Genomic DNA, 15,196 nt, shown 5'->3' with positions numbered 1-15,196 from the left:
CGCCACTCATTGTCTTTTGAGCCGCCCGATGAGCATTTTTCTGAAGCATAGGAACAGGAAACGGGAAATTCCACTGCGCGTGACCTTGCCCCCTCTTCAAGGGTGGCCTCCACCACCCCCGGATCGTCTATGGCTAGGCAGGTTTTCGAACTCCGCCCATGCGCACGGGCTTGGGTCGGGTTAACGCCTGAGCTTGTCGCAATAATCATGTTTTTGAGGAGCGCCCCATGAATCCCTATGCTGCGCCGCTGGAGGAAATCCGCTTTGTGCTGCGTGAATTGTCGGAGCTGGAGGCGGTTGCGCAGTTGCCCGACGCCGAAGCAATCGCCGATCCGGAACTGATGGACGCCGTTCTCGAGCAGGCTGCCCGTTTCGCCAGGGAGGTGCTGGCGCCGCTGGATATGGTTGGCGACCGCGAAGGGGCGCGGTGGAGCGAGCAGGGAGTGACCACGCCGCCCGGTTTCCAGGCGGCGTTCCGGCAGTTCGTCGAGGCCGGGTGGAACAACATCGCCATGCCGGCGGAATATGGGGGGCAGGGGCTGCCCAGCCTTCTGTGCGCGCCGCTCGAGGAGATGTTCACCTCGGCCAACAAGGCCTTTTGCTATTGTCCCGAACTGATGGCTTTCGCTGTGAAGGCCCTGGCCGCGGGAGCCAGCGAAACGCTGAAGTCCCAGTATATTCCAAAGCTGGTCAGCGGCGCGTGGGCGGCGACCATGAATCTGACCGAACCGCAGGCCGGTTCCGATGTCGGAGCCCTGCGCACCCGTGCGGTCCCGCAGCCGGACGGCACCCACCGGCTGTTCGGCCAGAAAATCTTCATCACCTATGGCGACCATGACCTGACCGAGAACATCATTCATCTCGTCCTGGCTCGGACGCCTGGAGCGCCCGAGGGGTCGAAGGGCGTGTCCCTGTTCCTGGTGCCGAAATTTCTGCCCGAAGACGGCTGGCCCGGCCGGCGCAACGACGTGTATTGCGCCGGCATCGAACACAAGATGGGCAATCACGGCAGCCCGACCTGCACCATGGTCTACGGCGGCAACGGCGAGGGAGCCGTCGGCTGGCTGGTCGGTGCGGAGAACAAGGGTTTGCAGACCATGTTCGTCATGGTGAACTCGGCACGCTTCGTAGTCGGCCAGGAAGGCACGGCGATGAGCGAGCGCGCCTATCAGCAAGCGCTGGCCTATGCGCGGGAACGGGTCCAGGGCCGGCTGGCCAAGGGCGGGACCGCCTCCGTGCCAATCATCCGGCATCCGGACGTGCGCCGCATGCTTCTGAGCATGCGCAGCCAGACCGAGGCGATGCGCGCAGTGGCCTATGCGATCGCCGGCGCGCGCGATCTGGCGAGCCGCCACCCCGATCCGGAAATTCGCCGCGAACGGCAGGCCTTCGTCAATTTGATGATTCCAATCTTCAAGGGCTGGGCATCCGAAACCGCCGTCGAGGTGACCTCCACCTCGATCCAGGTCCATGGCGGAATGGGGTATGTCTTGGAAAGCGGGGTGTCCCAGCCGTTGCGCGATGTGCGGGTGTCGTCGATCTACGAAGGAACGACGTCGATCCAGGCTCATGACCTGGTCGACCGCAAGCTGGCTCGCGACGGCGGCGCGGCCTTGCGGGCCTGGTTGTCGCAGGTGCATCTGACCCTACGGCAGCTTGGCGACGGCGGCCGGGACGAGTTCGCCGTCATCCAGACCAACCTGCGCAAGGCGGTGGACGCCTTGCAGGGGGCCGCCGACCGCGTGCTGGCCGAGTACGAGCGCCAACCGCAGGAGGTCCTGGCCGGCGCGGTGCCGTTTCTGCGGCTGTGCGGGGTGGTCGCCGGGGGGTGGCAGATGGCCCGCGCCGCCCTGGCCGCCGGCCGCCAGCTCGATCGGAGAGAAGGCAATGCGGACTTCCTGCGCCGGAAGCTGCTGAGCGCGCGCTTCTACGCCACCCATGTGCTGCCGCAGGCGGCGGGGCTTGCGACGGTGGCGATGCATGGGGGCGCCTGCGCCATGGAACTGGGCGAAGCCGCCTTCTGAACACCGTGGGAAGGAGGGGGGCGCTGCTTCGCCCCACTCTCCGATGGGGGGGCGCAAGATGCTCGGAACCACTAACATTCAGCAAGACACAGGATTTGGCGTTGATCCTGAAAGCCCGGAGAAATGCATGAACGCACGTCATGTTGTGCCGTTGCCGGTGGTTGGCCTGTCCGGCTTCGACACCGGCTTGAACGAGGAGGAACTGGGCGTCCAGCAGGCCATGCATCGCTTCGCCCGCGACGTAATGCGCCCGCTGGGCCGCGAGATCGACCGCCTGCCCGCCGAACAGGCTTATTGTCCCGGCTCGCCCTTCTGGCAATACCATGTGGAAGCACAGAAGCTCGGCTTCGGTCCCGACGCGACGAGTGGTCTCGGCCCTGACCAAGCCGCGCGCATGGAAGCCCTGGTGATCGAGGAGATGGCCTGGGGCGATGCCGGCCTTACCGTCTCCAGCGGCGCCGGCGGTCTGCCCATGGTCATGGCGAGGGCCAGTGGTCGGCAGGAGCTGATCGACCTGTGCGAGGGCAAGCTCGGCTGCTGGTGCGCCACCCAACCGGACCGCGGCTCCGACGGCCTGATCCTCTATCCGGAAGAGCGGTATCCCGGCTCGCGGGGCAACAAGGGGAACCTGCAGGCGACCTTCACCGCCGACGAGATCGTCTTCAACGGTCAGACCTCGGCCTGGGTGTCGAACGGGCCAGTGGCGCAGGTCGCGCTGATGGATGTCGTGGCCGATTACGGCGACGGCTTCTATGACGGGCAGGGCAACACTTACGGCTGCAACGTCATCGTGCCGCTGGACATCAAGGGCGTCTCTCGCGGAAAACCGCTCGACAAGTTCGGCAAGCGCGCGCTGCCGCAGGGTGAGATCTACTTCGACGGTGTCCGCGTGCCGCGTCGTTTCGCCGTCGCGACGCGCGAGGACTATGAATTGAAGCATGCCTATGCCTGGGCGCAGGCCGGCACGGCGATGAGCCACATCGCCACCGGCCTTGCGCGGGCGGCGTTCGAGCTGGCGCTGGCCTATGTGCATGAACGCAAACAGGGCGGGGCGCTGCTGGCCGATCTTCAACTGACCCAGCACCGGCTGGGCGGCATCGGGACGAAGGTGGAAGCCATTCGCGCGATGGCTCGCCATGTCGCCCATTACACCAAATGCGCGCCGCGCCCGCATCCCTATTTCACCGCCGCCGGAAAGGTCTTCTGCTGCAACGAACTGATGACCGTGGTGAACGAATCCCTGCAACTTTTCGGTGGCATGGGGCTGTCCCGCGAAGTGCCTGTCGAGAAGCTGCTGCGTGACGCCCGCGCGATGCAGATCGAGGATGGCGAGAACAACATTCTGCAGATGCATTACGGCCATCTGCTGAGCCGGCTGTACCGGCAGGACGGCTGGGGCCGCGCCTGACGTCGATCCCGCCGGCTCGACTCGTCGGGAGCAACGAATTCAAAGGGAGGACAAGTCTTGAGCAGCGGCTACCCTGTCGTCGTCTATGGAGCCAGCGGCTATACCGGCCGCTTGGTGGTCGAACATCTTCGGGACCTCGGCACTCCCTTCGTGGCGGCCGGACGGGATCGCCGGCGCATCGAGGAAGCGCTGCGCATCGTGCCCGGGATAGAAAGCGCTCGCTATGAGATCGCGGAGGTCGAGCACAGCGTCGAGGCGCTGACCAAGCTTTTCACCGGCCGCAAGGTGGTCTGCAACATCGTCGGCCCGTTCATGCGCTACAACAAGGAAGTGGCTCAGGCCTGTCTGAATGCCGGCGCCCATTACCTCGACACGACCGGCGAGCAGTCGGCCATGCTGCAGCTCGACGAGTTGTTCGGCCGCGATTTCGTGAAGGCGGGTTTGGTGATGATCCCGTCCACCGCCTACATGTACGGGGTCAGCGAGATCGGGGCGCGCCATTGCCTGGAAACGCCGGGTGTCGACTCCCTGCGGATGCATGCAGTCGGCAACGCCGTGCCCACCGTGGCTTCGACCCAGACGATCCTCGATGCGATCCGGCACCCCTGTTACTACCTCAAGGACCATGATCTGGTGCGCTACAACGGGATCGAGACGACCGAGGTGTGTACGCCCTCGGGCCTCGTCCTGAAAGCGTCCAACTGGGGCGGTTCGTCGAATCCGATCTGGTTCCGGCGCGACGGCCGGGTGCGCAACTGCAAGATGGACGTCGCCATCTGGAACCAAGAGCTCTACAAGAAGGAGCTGGAGCTGGAGCGCATCTACAAAGTCCAGTTGCAGTGGCTGCCGGAACAGCGGCTCCGCGAGGTTCTCGACCACATGGCGGCGTCGATCACGCCCGCCTCGCCGCCGCGCGAGGCGCGCCAGGTCCATCGGTCGATCGACGTCTGCCTGGCCACGGGCAACAACGTGATGGTCAAGAGCACCCTGATCAGCACCGGCGGCTATCTGACGACAGGCCTGCTGCAGGCCTATGCCGCGCGCCGGCTGGTCGGGGAGACGCCGCGCGTGACCGGGATGCGTTCTCCCAGCGAAGTCTTCGGCCACCGGGAGCTGATGGGCGCGCTGGAGAGCTACGGTTACGCCTCGATCAAGGTCGAACGGGTCGCCTGAGTCCGTCCCGGCGCCGACAGCCCAATTCCTGAGGACATGCCCATGAGCTTCTCCACCTTCTCCCTGCGGCAGGAGGGCGCGATTCTCCGCGTCGTCCTGTCGAACCCGCCGATCAATCTGATGAGCTTCAAGATGGTCGAGGAGCTGTTCCAGCTCGGCGGCCAGCTTATGACGGATCCGAGCGTCCGGGTCGTCGTCGTCGACACCGCCGATCCCGATTTCTTCATTGCCCATTTCAACATCGAGGAACTGGTCGCATCGGCTTCCGATCCATCCAAGGCCAGCAGATATCCCGAGGTCAACGCCATGCAGGCGCTGGGGCTGAGCTGGCAGGCCCTGCCACAGGTCACCATCGCCAAAGTCGCCGGGCGCTGCCGTGGCGCCGGATTGGAATTCATTCTTGGCCTGACCATGCGGTTCGCAAGTCTGGATGCGAAATTCTGTGCGCCTGAAGCCAGCGGCGGGTTCCTGGCCTGCGGTGGTGGCACGACCCGCGTCGCGATGGCGGCGGGGCCGGGCCGCGCGCTCGAACTCCTGCTCAGCGCGCGCGATTTCAGCGGTTTGGAAGCGGAGCGCTACGGGCTGGTGAACCGGGCGCTGCCGGCGGGTGAGCTCGATGCCTATGTCGACGATCTCGCCGCCCGCCTTTCGGTTCGGTCCACCGAGGTCGTCGCCTATCACCGGGAGGTGTTGCGGCGCTTGTACGGTCCGATGGCGGATCCGATGTTCGCCGGATTCGCCGCAGAGAACGACGGCTTCCGCTCGGCGATCGGCGGCGTCGAGATGCGTCAGTCGGTCGAGGCGATCCTGCCGCTGAAGCAGGCCCGCGAGCACGAACTGGACCTGCCCGCGACGATCGCGCGCGTCCACGGCTTTCCCTACTGAGGGCGCCGCCATGGCGATCACCGATTTCTTCGACCGTGGTTACAGTCTGAACCGGCAGGGCAGCGCTTTCGTCATGGATGGTCAGCGCTGGAGTTTCGCGGAATCCTACGGCATCACCTGTCAGGTCGCGCACGCGCTGGTCGGGCTGGGATTGCCCAAGGAAACCAAGGCGGCGGTGCTGTCGGCCAATCACCCGCTGTCCTGGATGTGCGTGCTCGGCCTCTGGCGGGCCGGCTTTGCCTGGGTTCCCGTCAACCCGCGCGGCACTGCGTCGGAGCAGCGGCAACTGCTGGACGGGTTCGACGTCGAGGTGCTGTTCTTCCAGAAGGCCTTCGCCCCCGTGGTCGAACAGCTGCGCCGGGAGTGCCCTGGCCTGCGTCGGCTTGTCTGCATCGACGACGGCATGGGCGGCTGTGACTCGCTGTCGGACTGGATTGCCGACCAGCCGAAGACGCCGCCCGCGGTGATCTGCGAACCGGATGATCTTGCCGCCCTGATGCCGACGGGCGGCACCACCGGATTGCCGAAGGGCGTGATGCTGACGCATCGCAATCTTGGCGTGTCGATGGGAAATGCGATCCTCAACAATCATTACGACCCGCAAGAGCCGATCGTAAACCTGGCGGCGGCGCCGATGACCCATTCGGCCGGCTTCCTGTCGCTGCCCGCGAGCGCGCGTGGCGGCACGGTGATCGTGCTGACCAAGCCCGATCCGGTGGCCCTGCTCGACGCTGTCGAACAGCACCGGGTCACCGAATTCTTCCTGCCCCCGACGGTGATCTACCGTCTGCTGGAGATGCCGGGCATCCGGGACCGTGATTTCTCGTCGCTGCGTTACCTGATGTACGGCGCCGCGCCGATGTCGGTCGAGAAGCTGAAGCAGGCGCTCTCGCTGTTTGGCCCGGTCATGCTTCAGGGCTATGGGCAAACGGAAGCGCCGGGCGGCATCTCGGCATTGCGCCCGGGCGATCATTTCGTCGACGGCATGGTCGCCTCCGACACCCGGCTCAGCTCCTGCGGACTGCCGTCCGTTCTGAATTCCCTCGCCATCATGGATGAGGAGGGGCGATTCCTGCCCCAGGGCGGCACGGGCGAGATCTGCGTGCGCGGCGACATCGTCATGAAGGGCTATTACAAGCAGCCCGACAAGACGGCTGAAACCATCGTCAACGGCTGGCTGCACACCGGCGATGTCGGTCATCTGGACGAGGAAGGCTACCTCCACATCACCGCCCGCAAGCGCGACGTGATCATCACCGGCGGTTTCAACGTCTATCCCAGCGAGGTCGAACAGGTTCTGTGGTCGCACCCGGCGGTGCTGGAATGCGCGGTGATCGGGGTGCCCGATGACAACTGGGGCGAGGCGGTCATGGCCGTGGTCGAATTGAAGCCGCAGGCCCAGGTCGGAGCCGAGGAGCTGATCGATCTGTGCAAGCGAAAGCTTGGATCGGTCAAGGCGCCCAAAAGCGTCGATTTCGTGGCCGTGCTGCCGCGCAGCCCGGTCGGCAAGGTTCTCAAGAAGGACATCCGCGAGCCCTATTGGCGTGATGTGGCGCGTCGAATCTGAAAAGCGATCTTGACCATCAAATCTGATAAGGAATCCCGATTCATGACCGTTCAGACGATCAATCGGCAGTGGCTGCTCGCTGCCCGCCCAGCCGGTGCGGTGAAGACCGGCGACTTCCGCTATCACGAGGGCGCCGTGCCGGTGCCGGGCGACGGCGATGTGCTGGTGCGTTCGCTTTATTTCAGTTACGACGCCAGCCAGCGCATCTGGTTGACCGACCATGGCGGATACATGCCGCCGATCCAGTTGGGCGACCCGATGCGCTGCATGGGCATCGGCCAAGTCGTCGCATCGCGCAATCCGGCCTATGCGGAAGGCGATCTGGTGGAAGGTTTCATGAGCTGGCAGGATTATGTGCTGGCCCGGTCCGACGGCCCGATGCCCTTGCGCGTGCTGCCGCGGGCCGACTATCCGCTCTCCTGGAATCTCGGCGTCTTCGGCGTCAGCGGCCTGACCGCCTATTTCGGCGTGACCGACGGGTTGAAGGTCAAGCCGGGTGACACCGTCGTCATTTCCGCCGCTTCCGGAGCCACCGGCTCGCTTGCCGGCGGCATCGCCAAGGCACTGGGCGCCAAGAAGGTGATCGGCATCGCCGGTGGTCCGGAGAAATGCCGCTGGATCGTCGAAAAGGCTGGCTATGACGAGGCCATCGATTACAAGAACGAGGATGTCGCCCAGCGTCTGGGCGCGCTGTGCCTCCAGGGCGTCGATGCCTATTTCGACAATGTCGGCGGTGACATGCTCGACACCCTGCTGCTTCACATGGCCCCGCGCGGACGCATCCTGATCTGCGGCGCGATGGCGTCGGGCTACACCGATGTCCAACTCCAGGGGCCGCGCAACTATATGCGCATCTGCACCCATATGCTGACCGTGCAGGGCATCCTGCTCTTCTTCTATGCCGACCGTCTGGCCGAAGGCGCCGCACAGCTCGGCCGCTGGGTGGCCGAGGGCAAGCTGCATGTCGAGGAAAACATGGTCGAGGGCTTTGAAAAGGCCCCCGATCTCCTGCCGACGCTGTTCAGCGGCAAGAATCCGGGCAAGCTGATCCTCAAGATCGCGGAACCGGCATGACCCCGCCCGTCACGAACCGGCCCGCCGTCCTGGTGACCGGCGTGTCCAGCGGCATCGGCCAGGCCATCGCGGAGGACCTGATGCGGCACGGTTACCGGGTCTTCGGCAGCGTCCGCCGCAGTCCGGACGCCGACGAACTGCGCGCGACCTGGGGCGAAGCCTTCACGCCGCTGCTGTTCGACGTCACCGACGCCGCGGCGGTGGAGCAATCGGTAGCGGTGGTCGAGGCGGCCCTGGACGGGCGGGGCCTGAAGGGGCTGGTGAACAACGCCGGCGTCAGCTTCGCCGGTCCACTTCAGCATCAGTCGCTGGACGAGATCCGGCAGACCTTCGAGGTCAATCTCTTCGGTCTGCTCGGTGTCACGCGGGCCTTCCTACCCTTGCTCGGGGCACGCCACGGCGCGCGCCATCCACCGGGACGCATCGTCAACATCGGATCGGTTTCGGGCGCGATCACCGTGCCTTTCATGGCGGCCTATGCCGGATCGAAGCATGCGGTGGAGGCCGTTACCCAGGGGCTGCGGCGCGAATTGAAAATCTATGGAATCGAGGTCTCGGCGATCGAGCCGGGCTTCATTCGCTCCCGGCTCTTCGAGAAATCTGCGGCATCCAAGCCTCTGGAGCGGTACGGAGATACCGATTATGCCGAGATATGGCACCGTTTCAACCAGTCCCTAAGCAAGCAGGAGGACGCCGCCAAGCCGGCATCCCTGGTGACGCGGGCGGTTCTTCACGCCATAGAATCGCCGAAACCCCGCACCCGCTATCCGCTGGACAGCATCTGGCATGTCGGCCGCTATCTTCCCGATCGCGTGTTCGACCGCCTGATTTTCAAGGCTCTTGGAATAGACCGGCTCATGCGGCCGAAGCTTGGCGGAACCGAATGAGCCGGCCGGTCATTGCTGGAGCAAGCCATCGCGATCCGACTTCACCCCATCATCGGATCCTGCACCACCTCGTGGGACACGACCGCCGGCAGTTCGCCGCCTGGCTCGGCCTGACGCCGAAAGCCCACAGCGGCTGCGGGAAGGAGTGGCAGACGGGGATCAGCAAGCAAGGCGACGGCTACCTCCGCCGCCTGCTGGTCATCGGCGCCACGGCGGTCATGCGGCTGGCGCGCCAGGACAACGCGGCTCGATGCTGGGCGGCGAAGCTGCTGGAGCGCAAGCCCGCCAAACTCGCCGCCGTCGCCCTGGCCAACAAAACGGCGCGCATCGCCTGGGCGGTGCTGACGTGCGGCGGGACCTGCGTGGCACCGACCGCCGCATAGTCGAGGTTCGCCTCGGCAGCGGACCAAGGCCCTGCCGAGGCGGATGGCGTGAGGGTGGTGAGACGTGATGACGAACCGGTCAGACCGGGGATCGACCAAACCCACGGGGACCAAGCGCCCGGGAGCGCGCTGAGGTGATTTGGGCGTTGATCTGCGGACTTCATCAAGCCCAGCGACCAGAGGTCGCGACGACAGGCCGGACACACGGATGCACCCGACCAACCTTCAACACGAATTCTCCTCTTGCGCCGAGAGGGCCGTCCACACAGGGTCCCATCGTCGCGCCAGCGGTAGAAATAGCGCTGCACCGTCGCCATCGGCGGGAAATCTTTCGGCAGTTGCCGCCACTGGCACCCGGAGGTCGCCAGAAAGAGGATGCCGTTCACGATCTCGCGCACATTGACCGTTCGCGGCCGTCCCAAGCGTCGAGCCGCCGGGAGGAAAGGTTCGAGAACCGCCCACTCCGCGTCCGTCGTGTCGCTTGAATACCGCAATCCTTTCCGTCGATACTGCGCTCGGGTGATTTCAGTCCACATCGTCTTGTCATTCGTCATGCCTCGCAACATCGATTGAATCACAAGGTATTGAAATCACTCAATTCTTTTCGGGTCAGGCTCTGAGGCTTCCCGGATCGATGGAACTTGATTGGGGGTGCTCGCCGCTACCGGCTCATCACGATCTTGCCGATCATTCCGCCGCTTTCAACGATGCGGTGTGCCTCTGCCAGAGTGTCCGGCGAGAACGGTGTCAGGCAACGGGTCATTGTCGTTCGTAGAATTCCGGCATCCACCAGTTCGGAAATCTCGGTGAGGATGTGATGCTGTCCAATCAGATCGGCGGTCTGATAGAGCGGCCGTGTGAACACCATTTCCCAATGCAATGAGACGCTCTTGGCCTTCAAGGGCGCCGCATCGAAGTGGTCATGATCATCTATCACGCCGAGCTTGCCATGCGGCTTGACGATTTCGACCAGCGCAGCGAGATGCTTTGCGGTTTGTGTCAACGAAGCGATGCAGGAGACGGGTGGAATGTCCAGAGCCGCGATTTGCGGCGGCATCGGCCGGCTGTGATCTATCACGTGATGCGCGCCCATCCGTCGGCACCAGTCCTGGGTTTCCGGCCTTGATGCGGTGGCGACCACCGTCAGGCCGGTGAGCCGACGGGCGAGCTGAATAAGGATGGAACCGACCCCGCCAGCCGCGCCGACGATGAGCAAGGAGCCGGCGCCCGGGGGTTTGCCCATCCGCACGCCGCGGCGATCGAACAGCAGCTGCCAAGCCGTCAGTGAGGTCAGCGGGAGCGCCGCGGCCTCGGCAAAGGACAAGGAAGATGGCTTCTTGCCGACCATGCGCTCATCGACAAGATGACAGTCCGCGTTCGCACCGGAGCGGGTGAAGGTGCCGCAGTAAAACACGTCCTCGCCGGGACGAAACAGCTCGACCGCGTCGCCCACGGCAACGACCGTGCCGGCCGCATCCCACCCTAGCCGCCTTTATTCACCAGGGTGGCGAGCGGTCTGGTCGCCGCGTTGAGATGATCAACGTTGGGCTGTATGGGCGCGCGTCGTCGGCCGCCGCGCTGACGGCGGCGTGACGGTGTCGGAGTTGGTGGTGGAGGGGATTGGGTGACGGCTGGGGCACGCTGCCCCGGTGCTCAGCAGATGAGCCGGGGCATGCGGCCGAGGGCGAGGTGGATGATCGCCTGATCAGGCGCGCTGGTCGGCAGGTGCACCTTGATCTGCGTCTTCATCTCCACGATACGCGCGGCGGTCTTCACCAAGCGCAGCCGCAAGGTGTCGAATTGCACCGTGCGCCAGCGGGAGCGTTTCGGCATCAGCGAGCGCAGGCTCCACAGCAGCCAGTACGCCCCGGCGTGCAGGAACAGGCGGAACTGGTTGGCCGTCGCCTTGGTGCAGGAGGTCCGGTCTGCGGCAAGGTGGGATTTCCAGGCTTTTATATGATTTTCCGCCTGTCCCCTCGCGCAATACAGGCCGGCATACAGCCAGCGACCCGTGCCGTGGCGTAGGTTGGTGACGATGAAGCGGCTGTCGGTGCCCTGGTCTCCTGCCTCGACGCGCGCGACGATGCGGCGGACCCGGCTCCAGGTGCTGGCCCCGTCATAGAATTCCTTGAAGCGGCGCACCTTGTCGGCTCCGGGCATGGCCTGGAAGCGCGCCGCGGTGCTGGCCTCCAGCGTGGTGACGTGACGGCGCAGTGTGCTGCTGGTCGGCAGACCGAGCACGTAGTCGAGCCCCTCCGCCTCGCACCAGTCCAGCACCTCCGGGCAGGCGTAATGGCCGTCGGCGCGCAGCAGGATCTCGGTCTTGGGCCAGTTTGCCCGAATGGCGCGGAGCAGGCGACGCAGGAAGGTCCGGATCTCCGTCCCCTTGGGCCGCTTGGCTGGGCGCAGCACAGCGGTGACAAAGCGGCCGTTGCCGTCGAAGACAACGATGGGCTGGAAGCCGTACTCGTCATAATGGGCGTTGAACAGGCGCAACTGCTGACCGCCATGCACCGTGTCGAAGGTGTCGTCTACATCCAGCACGATGCGCTTGGGCACCTGGCGAAAGGACGCGCAGTAGAGATCGACCATGGCTCGGCCCATGCGCAGCAGTGCGCGGGTATCCGGCAGGTTCTCCAGGCGCGAGATGGTGGCTTGCGAGCAAAGGTCACGCTCGGACGGCAGGCGTTCCAGGGCCATCTTGAACAGCGGGTCGGAGCGTAGGCTGCCGGCGTCGTTGCCGTCCTCGTAGCCCGCCGCGATGGCCAGCAGGCGAAAGCCGATGATGTCGGCCAGCGAATGCACGGTGCGCGTTGGATCGCGCGGGTCCTCAATACAGGCGGCCAGCCGATCGGCAATCCGCAGCCGCTTCGCCACCTCCCGCAGCACCAGCAGCCCGCCATCGGAGGACAGGCGGCCGCCATCAAAGCGCCCGATCACCGGCTTTCCAGCAACGGGTGACAGGCCGGGCAGCGGCAGGGTATGATCAACCATGGCGGGTGGGCGCTCCGGAAACGGCAGGAGTTGGCGTCAGCACCCAAATCCTACGGCCGCTCAACGGATGCCACTACACCCGCCAACCCTCATGAATTTTCCCGGCTAGGACAGTGACATCGTCTGGCACGCCAACGAGCCCGGACCGGACCTTGGTGTCGACGGGATTGATCGACACGGCCTTTACTGCGACCAGCACGTCACGTGGGGCGGGGACGGGCGTTGGCAATTCCACTGTCTGGAAGAGATGCTTTCCACTGCGAATGTCCCCTGTTGAAAACTGAATGGCCTTCATGTGCGTCTCCAGACTTCCGTGTTTGGACAGATTGATCAAACCGACGGACTTCACAAGTACAGCAAAATGGCGTATCTAGTTCCCGAAAGGGAACTGATATGAAAGAACGACACTATCGCCAACTCCCCGGCTGCCCGGTCGAGGTGACGCTCGACCTGATCGATGGCCGGTGGAAAGGTGTGGTCCTCTATCACCTGCTGATGGCAGGATGCCTGCGGTTCAACGAACTGCATCGACGCCTGCCGGGCATCACCCAACGCCTTCTCACCAAGCAGCTTCGTGAGCTTGAAACGGCAAAATTGATCTCGCGCACCGTCTACGCGGAGGTGCCGCCGCGCGTTGAATATCGTCCGACCGAAGATGGTGAGGGTCTTCGCCCGTTGCTGGATTTCGCGGAGGCATGGGGAAAACGAAGGATGGCCATCAAAGAAAGCGCTTAGTACTACAGCCGGGATCATTCGGCGTGTGGGCTGTTGGAATCGTCATTCTACTGTCAGGCGACATCCCAATTTGGGCTCTTGGAAATTTTGTGTGGATGAGTAGAAGGTGTTTGGGGATGTGATGTTCGCGTTAGGCGTGAGCCAAGACCCGACTGCGTAGGAGATCGAAGCCGGCACGGCCGTACATATCCCGCTTGATGACCTTGAGCCGATTGACGTGGCCCTCGACTTGCCCGCTACTCCACGGCTCGGTGAGCGCGGCGCGCACGGCGTCCTCGTCGCGCCGGATGCCGGCGGCGAACGGCCCCAGGGCACTGGCCTCCGCCTCACGCAGCCAGCCGTCGAACATGGTCGGCGTCTTGTCCTTCACCATCGTCGTGAAGCGGCTGATCAGGTCGGCGGCGGTGGCGATGGCGGGCGAGCGGTCCCGCAAGGAGACGACGAACTGGCGGTCCTCCTCGGAAAGCACGTCGAGGTCGACGGTTAGCAGGCGCACTGCCCGCCGAGGCGTCGGTGGCTCCGTAACTCTGGTCGCCGCCGAGTGACGCCTCGGTCCTGTGGATTTTCTGAGGCTCGGGTCCTCTCGCCGCCGCTGCATCGCCCAGTTCCGCACAACGGAATATTGTCCGGCAAAGCCCTGGCCCTTGAGGTCGCGCCAGAGCGCTGCCCCATTGTGACACCCGGCTTGCCAACGCTCCTCCAGATGGGCGCGATACGGGTCGAGGATGCTGGTCGCGCGAGCGGCATGGCGCCATGTCGGTGCATGGCCGGCCCGCAACCAGCGGCGCACCGTCTTGCGTTCGATCCCGGTGGTGCGGGCAATGGCTTTCAGCGCCATGCCCTGTTCACGCAAGCGCGCAACTTCGGCGAAGCGGGCGTCGCGGCGCTCCTGCGCAGCCCGCGACCGCCGCTCTGCGGCTCGCAACGGCCGTTCGGTTTCGGATGCAGTGGCTGGTCCCGAGTTGTTCTCCTCCAGCGTCAGCGGTTCCGGTTTCAGGGCGGCCGTTTGAGCGGCCTCGCGCAGATCGCGGTGATGATGCTCGAGAACCCCGCGCAGGGCGTCGCTCGCGTTTCGCAGCAAATGCCACCGGTCCGCGACCTGGATCGCTTCGGGAGCACCACGGGCGGCCCCCTCGGCGTAGGCGCCGGCGCGGTCACGGGCGACGACGGAGATGCCGGGGTGCATCATGAGCCATGCCGCCAAGGTGTCGGCACTGCGGTCGGGCAACAGGTCGATGACCCGCCGACGCTCCAGATCGCACAGGATCGTGCCGTAGCGATGCCCCTTACGCCAAGCCCAATCGTCCACGCCCAGCACAGTGACCGGAGGGATCGGCTTGGTTCCGCCGGCGCGAACGCGATGCAACAGCGTCGTTCGGCTGATCGGCATTCCCATCGCCGTGGCATGACGGGCGCCAGGGTTGCCGCCTAGGGCCAAGCCGATGGACCGGTGCACCGAGCGCAGCCGGTCGGTCTGCCGGCCTCGCCGTTGCGCGATGCCCGGCAATGACTCGGCAAAGGTCCGCCGGGAACAGGTCGGCGCCGTGCAACGGAAACGACGGACCCGGACCAGCAGGACGGTGGGGCGGCCGAAACACGCGAGGTCGCCGAGGCTGCGCCAGTAGGAACCGTGAATCCGCCGAGATGGCGTCCCACACGCGGTACAGGGAGCCGACACCGTCGTCTGCTGTGCGCGCAACGTGATGCGTGGGGAGCCATGGTCGATCTGGTCAATGATATGGAGACCAGGAAGAAAGCCAATCGAATGCAGGGAAAGGTTCAAGGAGAGGACCGTGTCAAGGATACGCTTCCTCTCATATAGCGATCCGCAAACTTCGAAGGGCTCCGCCTACTTTCGACTGCTTCGGGCTGTAACCTCAACCCCTGATTGATCACACAAAATTTCCAAGAGCCCCAATTTGCCCCCTTGGCGACACGAGCGCTGCCCCCTCTGCCGTCATTGCCGCAGCGTGGGCTTCAGGTTGTCCCAGTCCATAGGCTTGATCCGGCGGGCAATTTTCCAGCCCGAGGAGGATCAAGCCTGTGGGCCCACCGGGGCAACCGGG

11 protein-coding genes and 3 pseudogenes are annotated in these 15,196 nt (G+C 64.8%); 9 read left to right on the top strand and 5 right to left on the bottom strand.

Annotation, left to right across the window (positions count from 1 at the left end):
- Positions 1-227 precede the first annotated feature (227 nt).
- The 8 genes and pseudogenes from AZL_RS21085 to AZL_RS21050 all read left to right on the top strand — a co-directional run.
- Complete coding sequence (locus tag AZL_RS21085; protein ID WP_012976488.1) at positions 228-2,024, top strand: acyl-CoA dehydrogenase; 1,797 nt, start codon at positions 228-230, stop codon at positions 2,022-2,024.
- A gap of 127 nt (positions 2,025-2,151) precedes the next feature.
- Entirely contained in the window at positions 2,152-3,432 is a 1,281-nt protein-coding gene (locus AZL_RS21080) for an acyl-CoA dehydrogenase family protein (protein WP_012976487.1), read from the top strand.
- A gap of 57 nt (positions 3,433-3,489) precedes the next feature.
- On the top strand, positions 3,490-4,605 hold the full coding sequence (locus AZL_RS21075) for a saccharopine dehydrogenase family protein (RefSeq protein WP_042444407.1): 1,116 nt from the start codon (positions 3,490-3,492) through the stop codon (positions 4,603-4,605).
- Between the two features lie 42 nt (positions 4,606-4,647).
- Entirely contained in the window at positions 4,648-5,490 is an 843-nt protein-coding gene (locus AZL_RS21070; protein WP_042444405.1) for an enoyl-CoA hydratase/isomerase family protein, read from the top strand.
- Between the two features lie 10 nt (positions 5,491-5,500).
- On the top strand, positions 5,501-7,057 hold the full coding sequence (locus AZL_RS21065) for an AMP-binding protein (protein ID WP_012976484.1): 1,557 nt from the start codon (positions 5,501-5,503) through the stop codon (positions 7,055-7,057).
- 42 nt (positions 7,058-7,099) lie between these two features.
- Positions 7,100-8,131 (top strand): NADP-dependent oxidoreductase, encoded by a 1,032-nt coding sequence (locus tag AZL_RS21060; RefSeq protein WP_012976483.1) that lies wholly within the window; start codon positions 7,100-7,102, stop codon positions 8,129-8,131.
- Entirely contained in the window at positions 8,128-9,018 is an 891-nt protein-coding gene (locus tag AZL_RS21055; RefSeq protein WP_012976482.1) for an SDR family oxidoreductase, read from the top strand. The genes AZL_RS21060 and AZL_RS21055 overlap by 4 nt, the downstream gene beginning before the upstream one ends.
- An 86-nt stretch (positions 9,019-9,104) precedes the next feature.
- Positions 9,105-9,401: pseudogene (locus AZL_RS21050) on the top strand (transposase); the annotation flags it as partial.
- Positions 9,402-9,673: 272 nt separating this feature from the next.
- Here the strand turns inward: AZL_RS21050 and AZL_RS34575 are convergent.
- From AZL_RS34575 to AZL_RS34570, 4 genes and pseudogenes are all read right to left on the bottom strand, one after another.
- Positions 9,674-9,937, bottom strand: a pseudogene (locus AZL_RS34575) (transposase); the annotation flags it as partial.
- A 125-nt stretch (positions 9,938-10,062) separates the two neighbouring features.
- Positions 10,063-10,893, bottom strand: a pseudogene (locus tag AZL_RS21045) (zinc-binding alcohol dehydrogenase family protein); the annotation flags it as partial.
- Positions 10,894-11,054: 161 nt separating this feature from the next.
- Entirely contained in the window at positions 11,055-12,395 is a 1,341-nt protein-coding gene (locus AZL_RS21040; protein ID WP_012973088.1) for an IS1380-like element ISAzs3 family transposase, read from the bottom strand.
- A gap of 73 nt (positions 12,396-12,468) precedes the next feature.
- Positions 12,469-12,690 carry a hypothetical protein gene (locus AZL_RS34570; protein ID WP_086935432.1) on the bottom strand — a complete coding sequence of 74 codons (222 nt, stop codon included), beginning with the start codon at positions 12,688-12,690 and terminating at the stop codon, positions 12,469-12,471.
- 98 nt (positions 12,691-12,788) lie between these two features.
- On the opposite strand from AZL_RS34570, the gene AZL_RS34565 reads away from it, so the two are divergent.
- The gene (locus AZL_RS34565; RefSeq protein WP_012976479.1) at positions 12,789-13,130 is read left to right on the top strand and encodes a winged helix-turn-helix transcriptional regulator; all 342 of its coding nucleotides are present in this window, start codon (positions 12,789-12,791) and stop codon (positions 13,128-13,130) included.
- Between the two features lie 130 nt (positions 13,131-13,260).
- On the opposite strand, the gene AZL_RS21030 is transcribed toward AZL_RS34565, so the two are convergent.
- Entirely contained in the window at positions 13,261-14,934 is a 1,674-nt protein-coding gene (locus tag AZL_RS21030; protein ID WP_086935431.1) for an ISL3 family transposase, read from the bottom strand.
- Positions 14,935-15,196 lie beyond the last annotated feature (262 nt).

Origin of the sequence: Azospirillum sp. B510, assembly GCF_000010725.1 — a bacterium.
Lineage (GTDB): Bacteria > Pseudomonadota > Alphaproteobacteria > Azospirillales > Azospirillaceae > Azospirillum > Azospirillum lipoferum_B.
The sequence above is the reverse complement of the archived record's forward strand: the minus strand, read 5'-3'. Positions and strand labels throughout refer to the sequence as shown.

What these genes read in the sequence shown, in the direction of transcription:
- AZL_RS34570 (WP_086935432.1), bottom strand. Translation starts at nt 12,690, where the DNA reads ATGAAGGCCATTCAGTTTTCAACAGGGGACATTCGCAGTGGAAAGCAT.
- AZL_RS21085 (WP_012976488.1), top strand. Translation starts at nt 228, where the DNA reads ATGAATCCCTATGCTGCGCCGCTGGAGGAAATCCGCTTTGTGCTGCGT.
- AZL_RS21055 (WP_012976482.1), top strand. Translation starts at nt 8,128, where the DNA reads ATGACCCCGCCCGTCACGAACCGGCCCGCCGTCCTGGTGACCGGCGTG.
- AZL_RS34565 (WP_012976479.1), top strand. Translation starts at nt 12,789, where the DNA reads ATGAAAGAACGACACTATCGCCAACTCCCCGGCTGCCCGGTCGAGGTG.
- AZL_RS21070 (WP_042444405.1), top strand. Translation starts at nt 4,648, where the DNA reads ATGAGCTTCTCCACCTTCTCCCTGCGGCAGGAGGGCGCGATTCTCCGC.
- AZL_RS21065 (WP_012976484.1), top strand. Translation starts at nt 5,501, where the DNA reads ATGGCGATCACCGATTTCTTCGACCGTGGTTACAGTCTGAACCGGCAG.
- AZL_RS21060 (WP_012976483.1), top strand. Translation starts at nt 7,100, where the DNA reads ATGACCGTTCAGACGATCAATCGGCAGTGGCTGCTCGCTGCCCGCCCA.
- AZL_RS21040 (WP_012973088.1), bottom strand. Translation starts at nt 12,395, where the DNA reads ATGGTTGATCATACCCTGCCGCTGCCCGGCCTGTCACCCGTTGCTGGA.
- AZL_RS21080 (WP_012976487.1), top strand. Translation starts at nt 2,152, where the DNA reads ATGAACGCACGTCATGTTGTGCCGTTGCCGGTGGTTGGCCTGTCCGGC.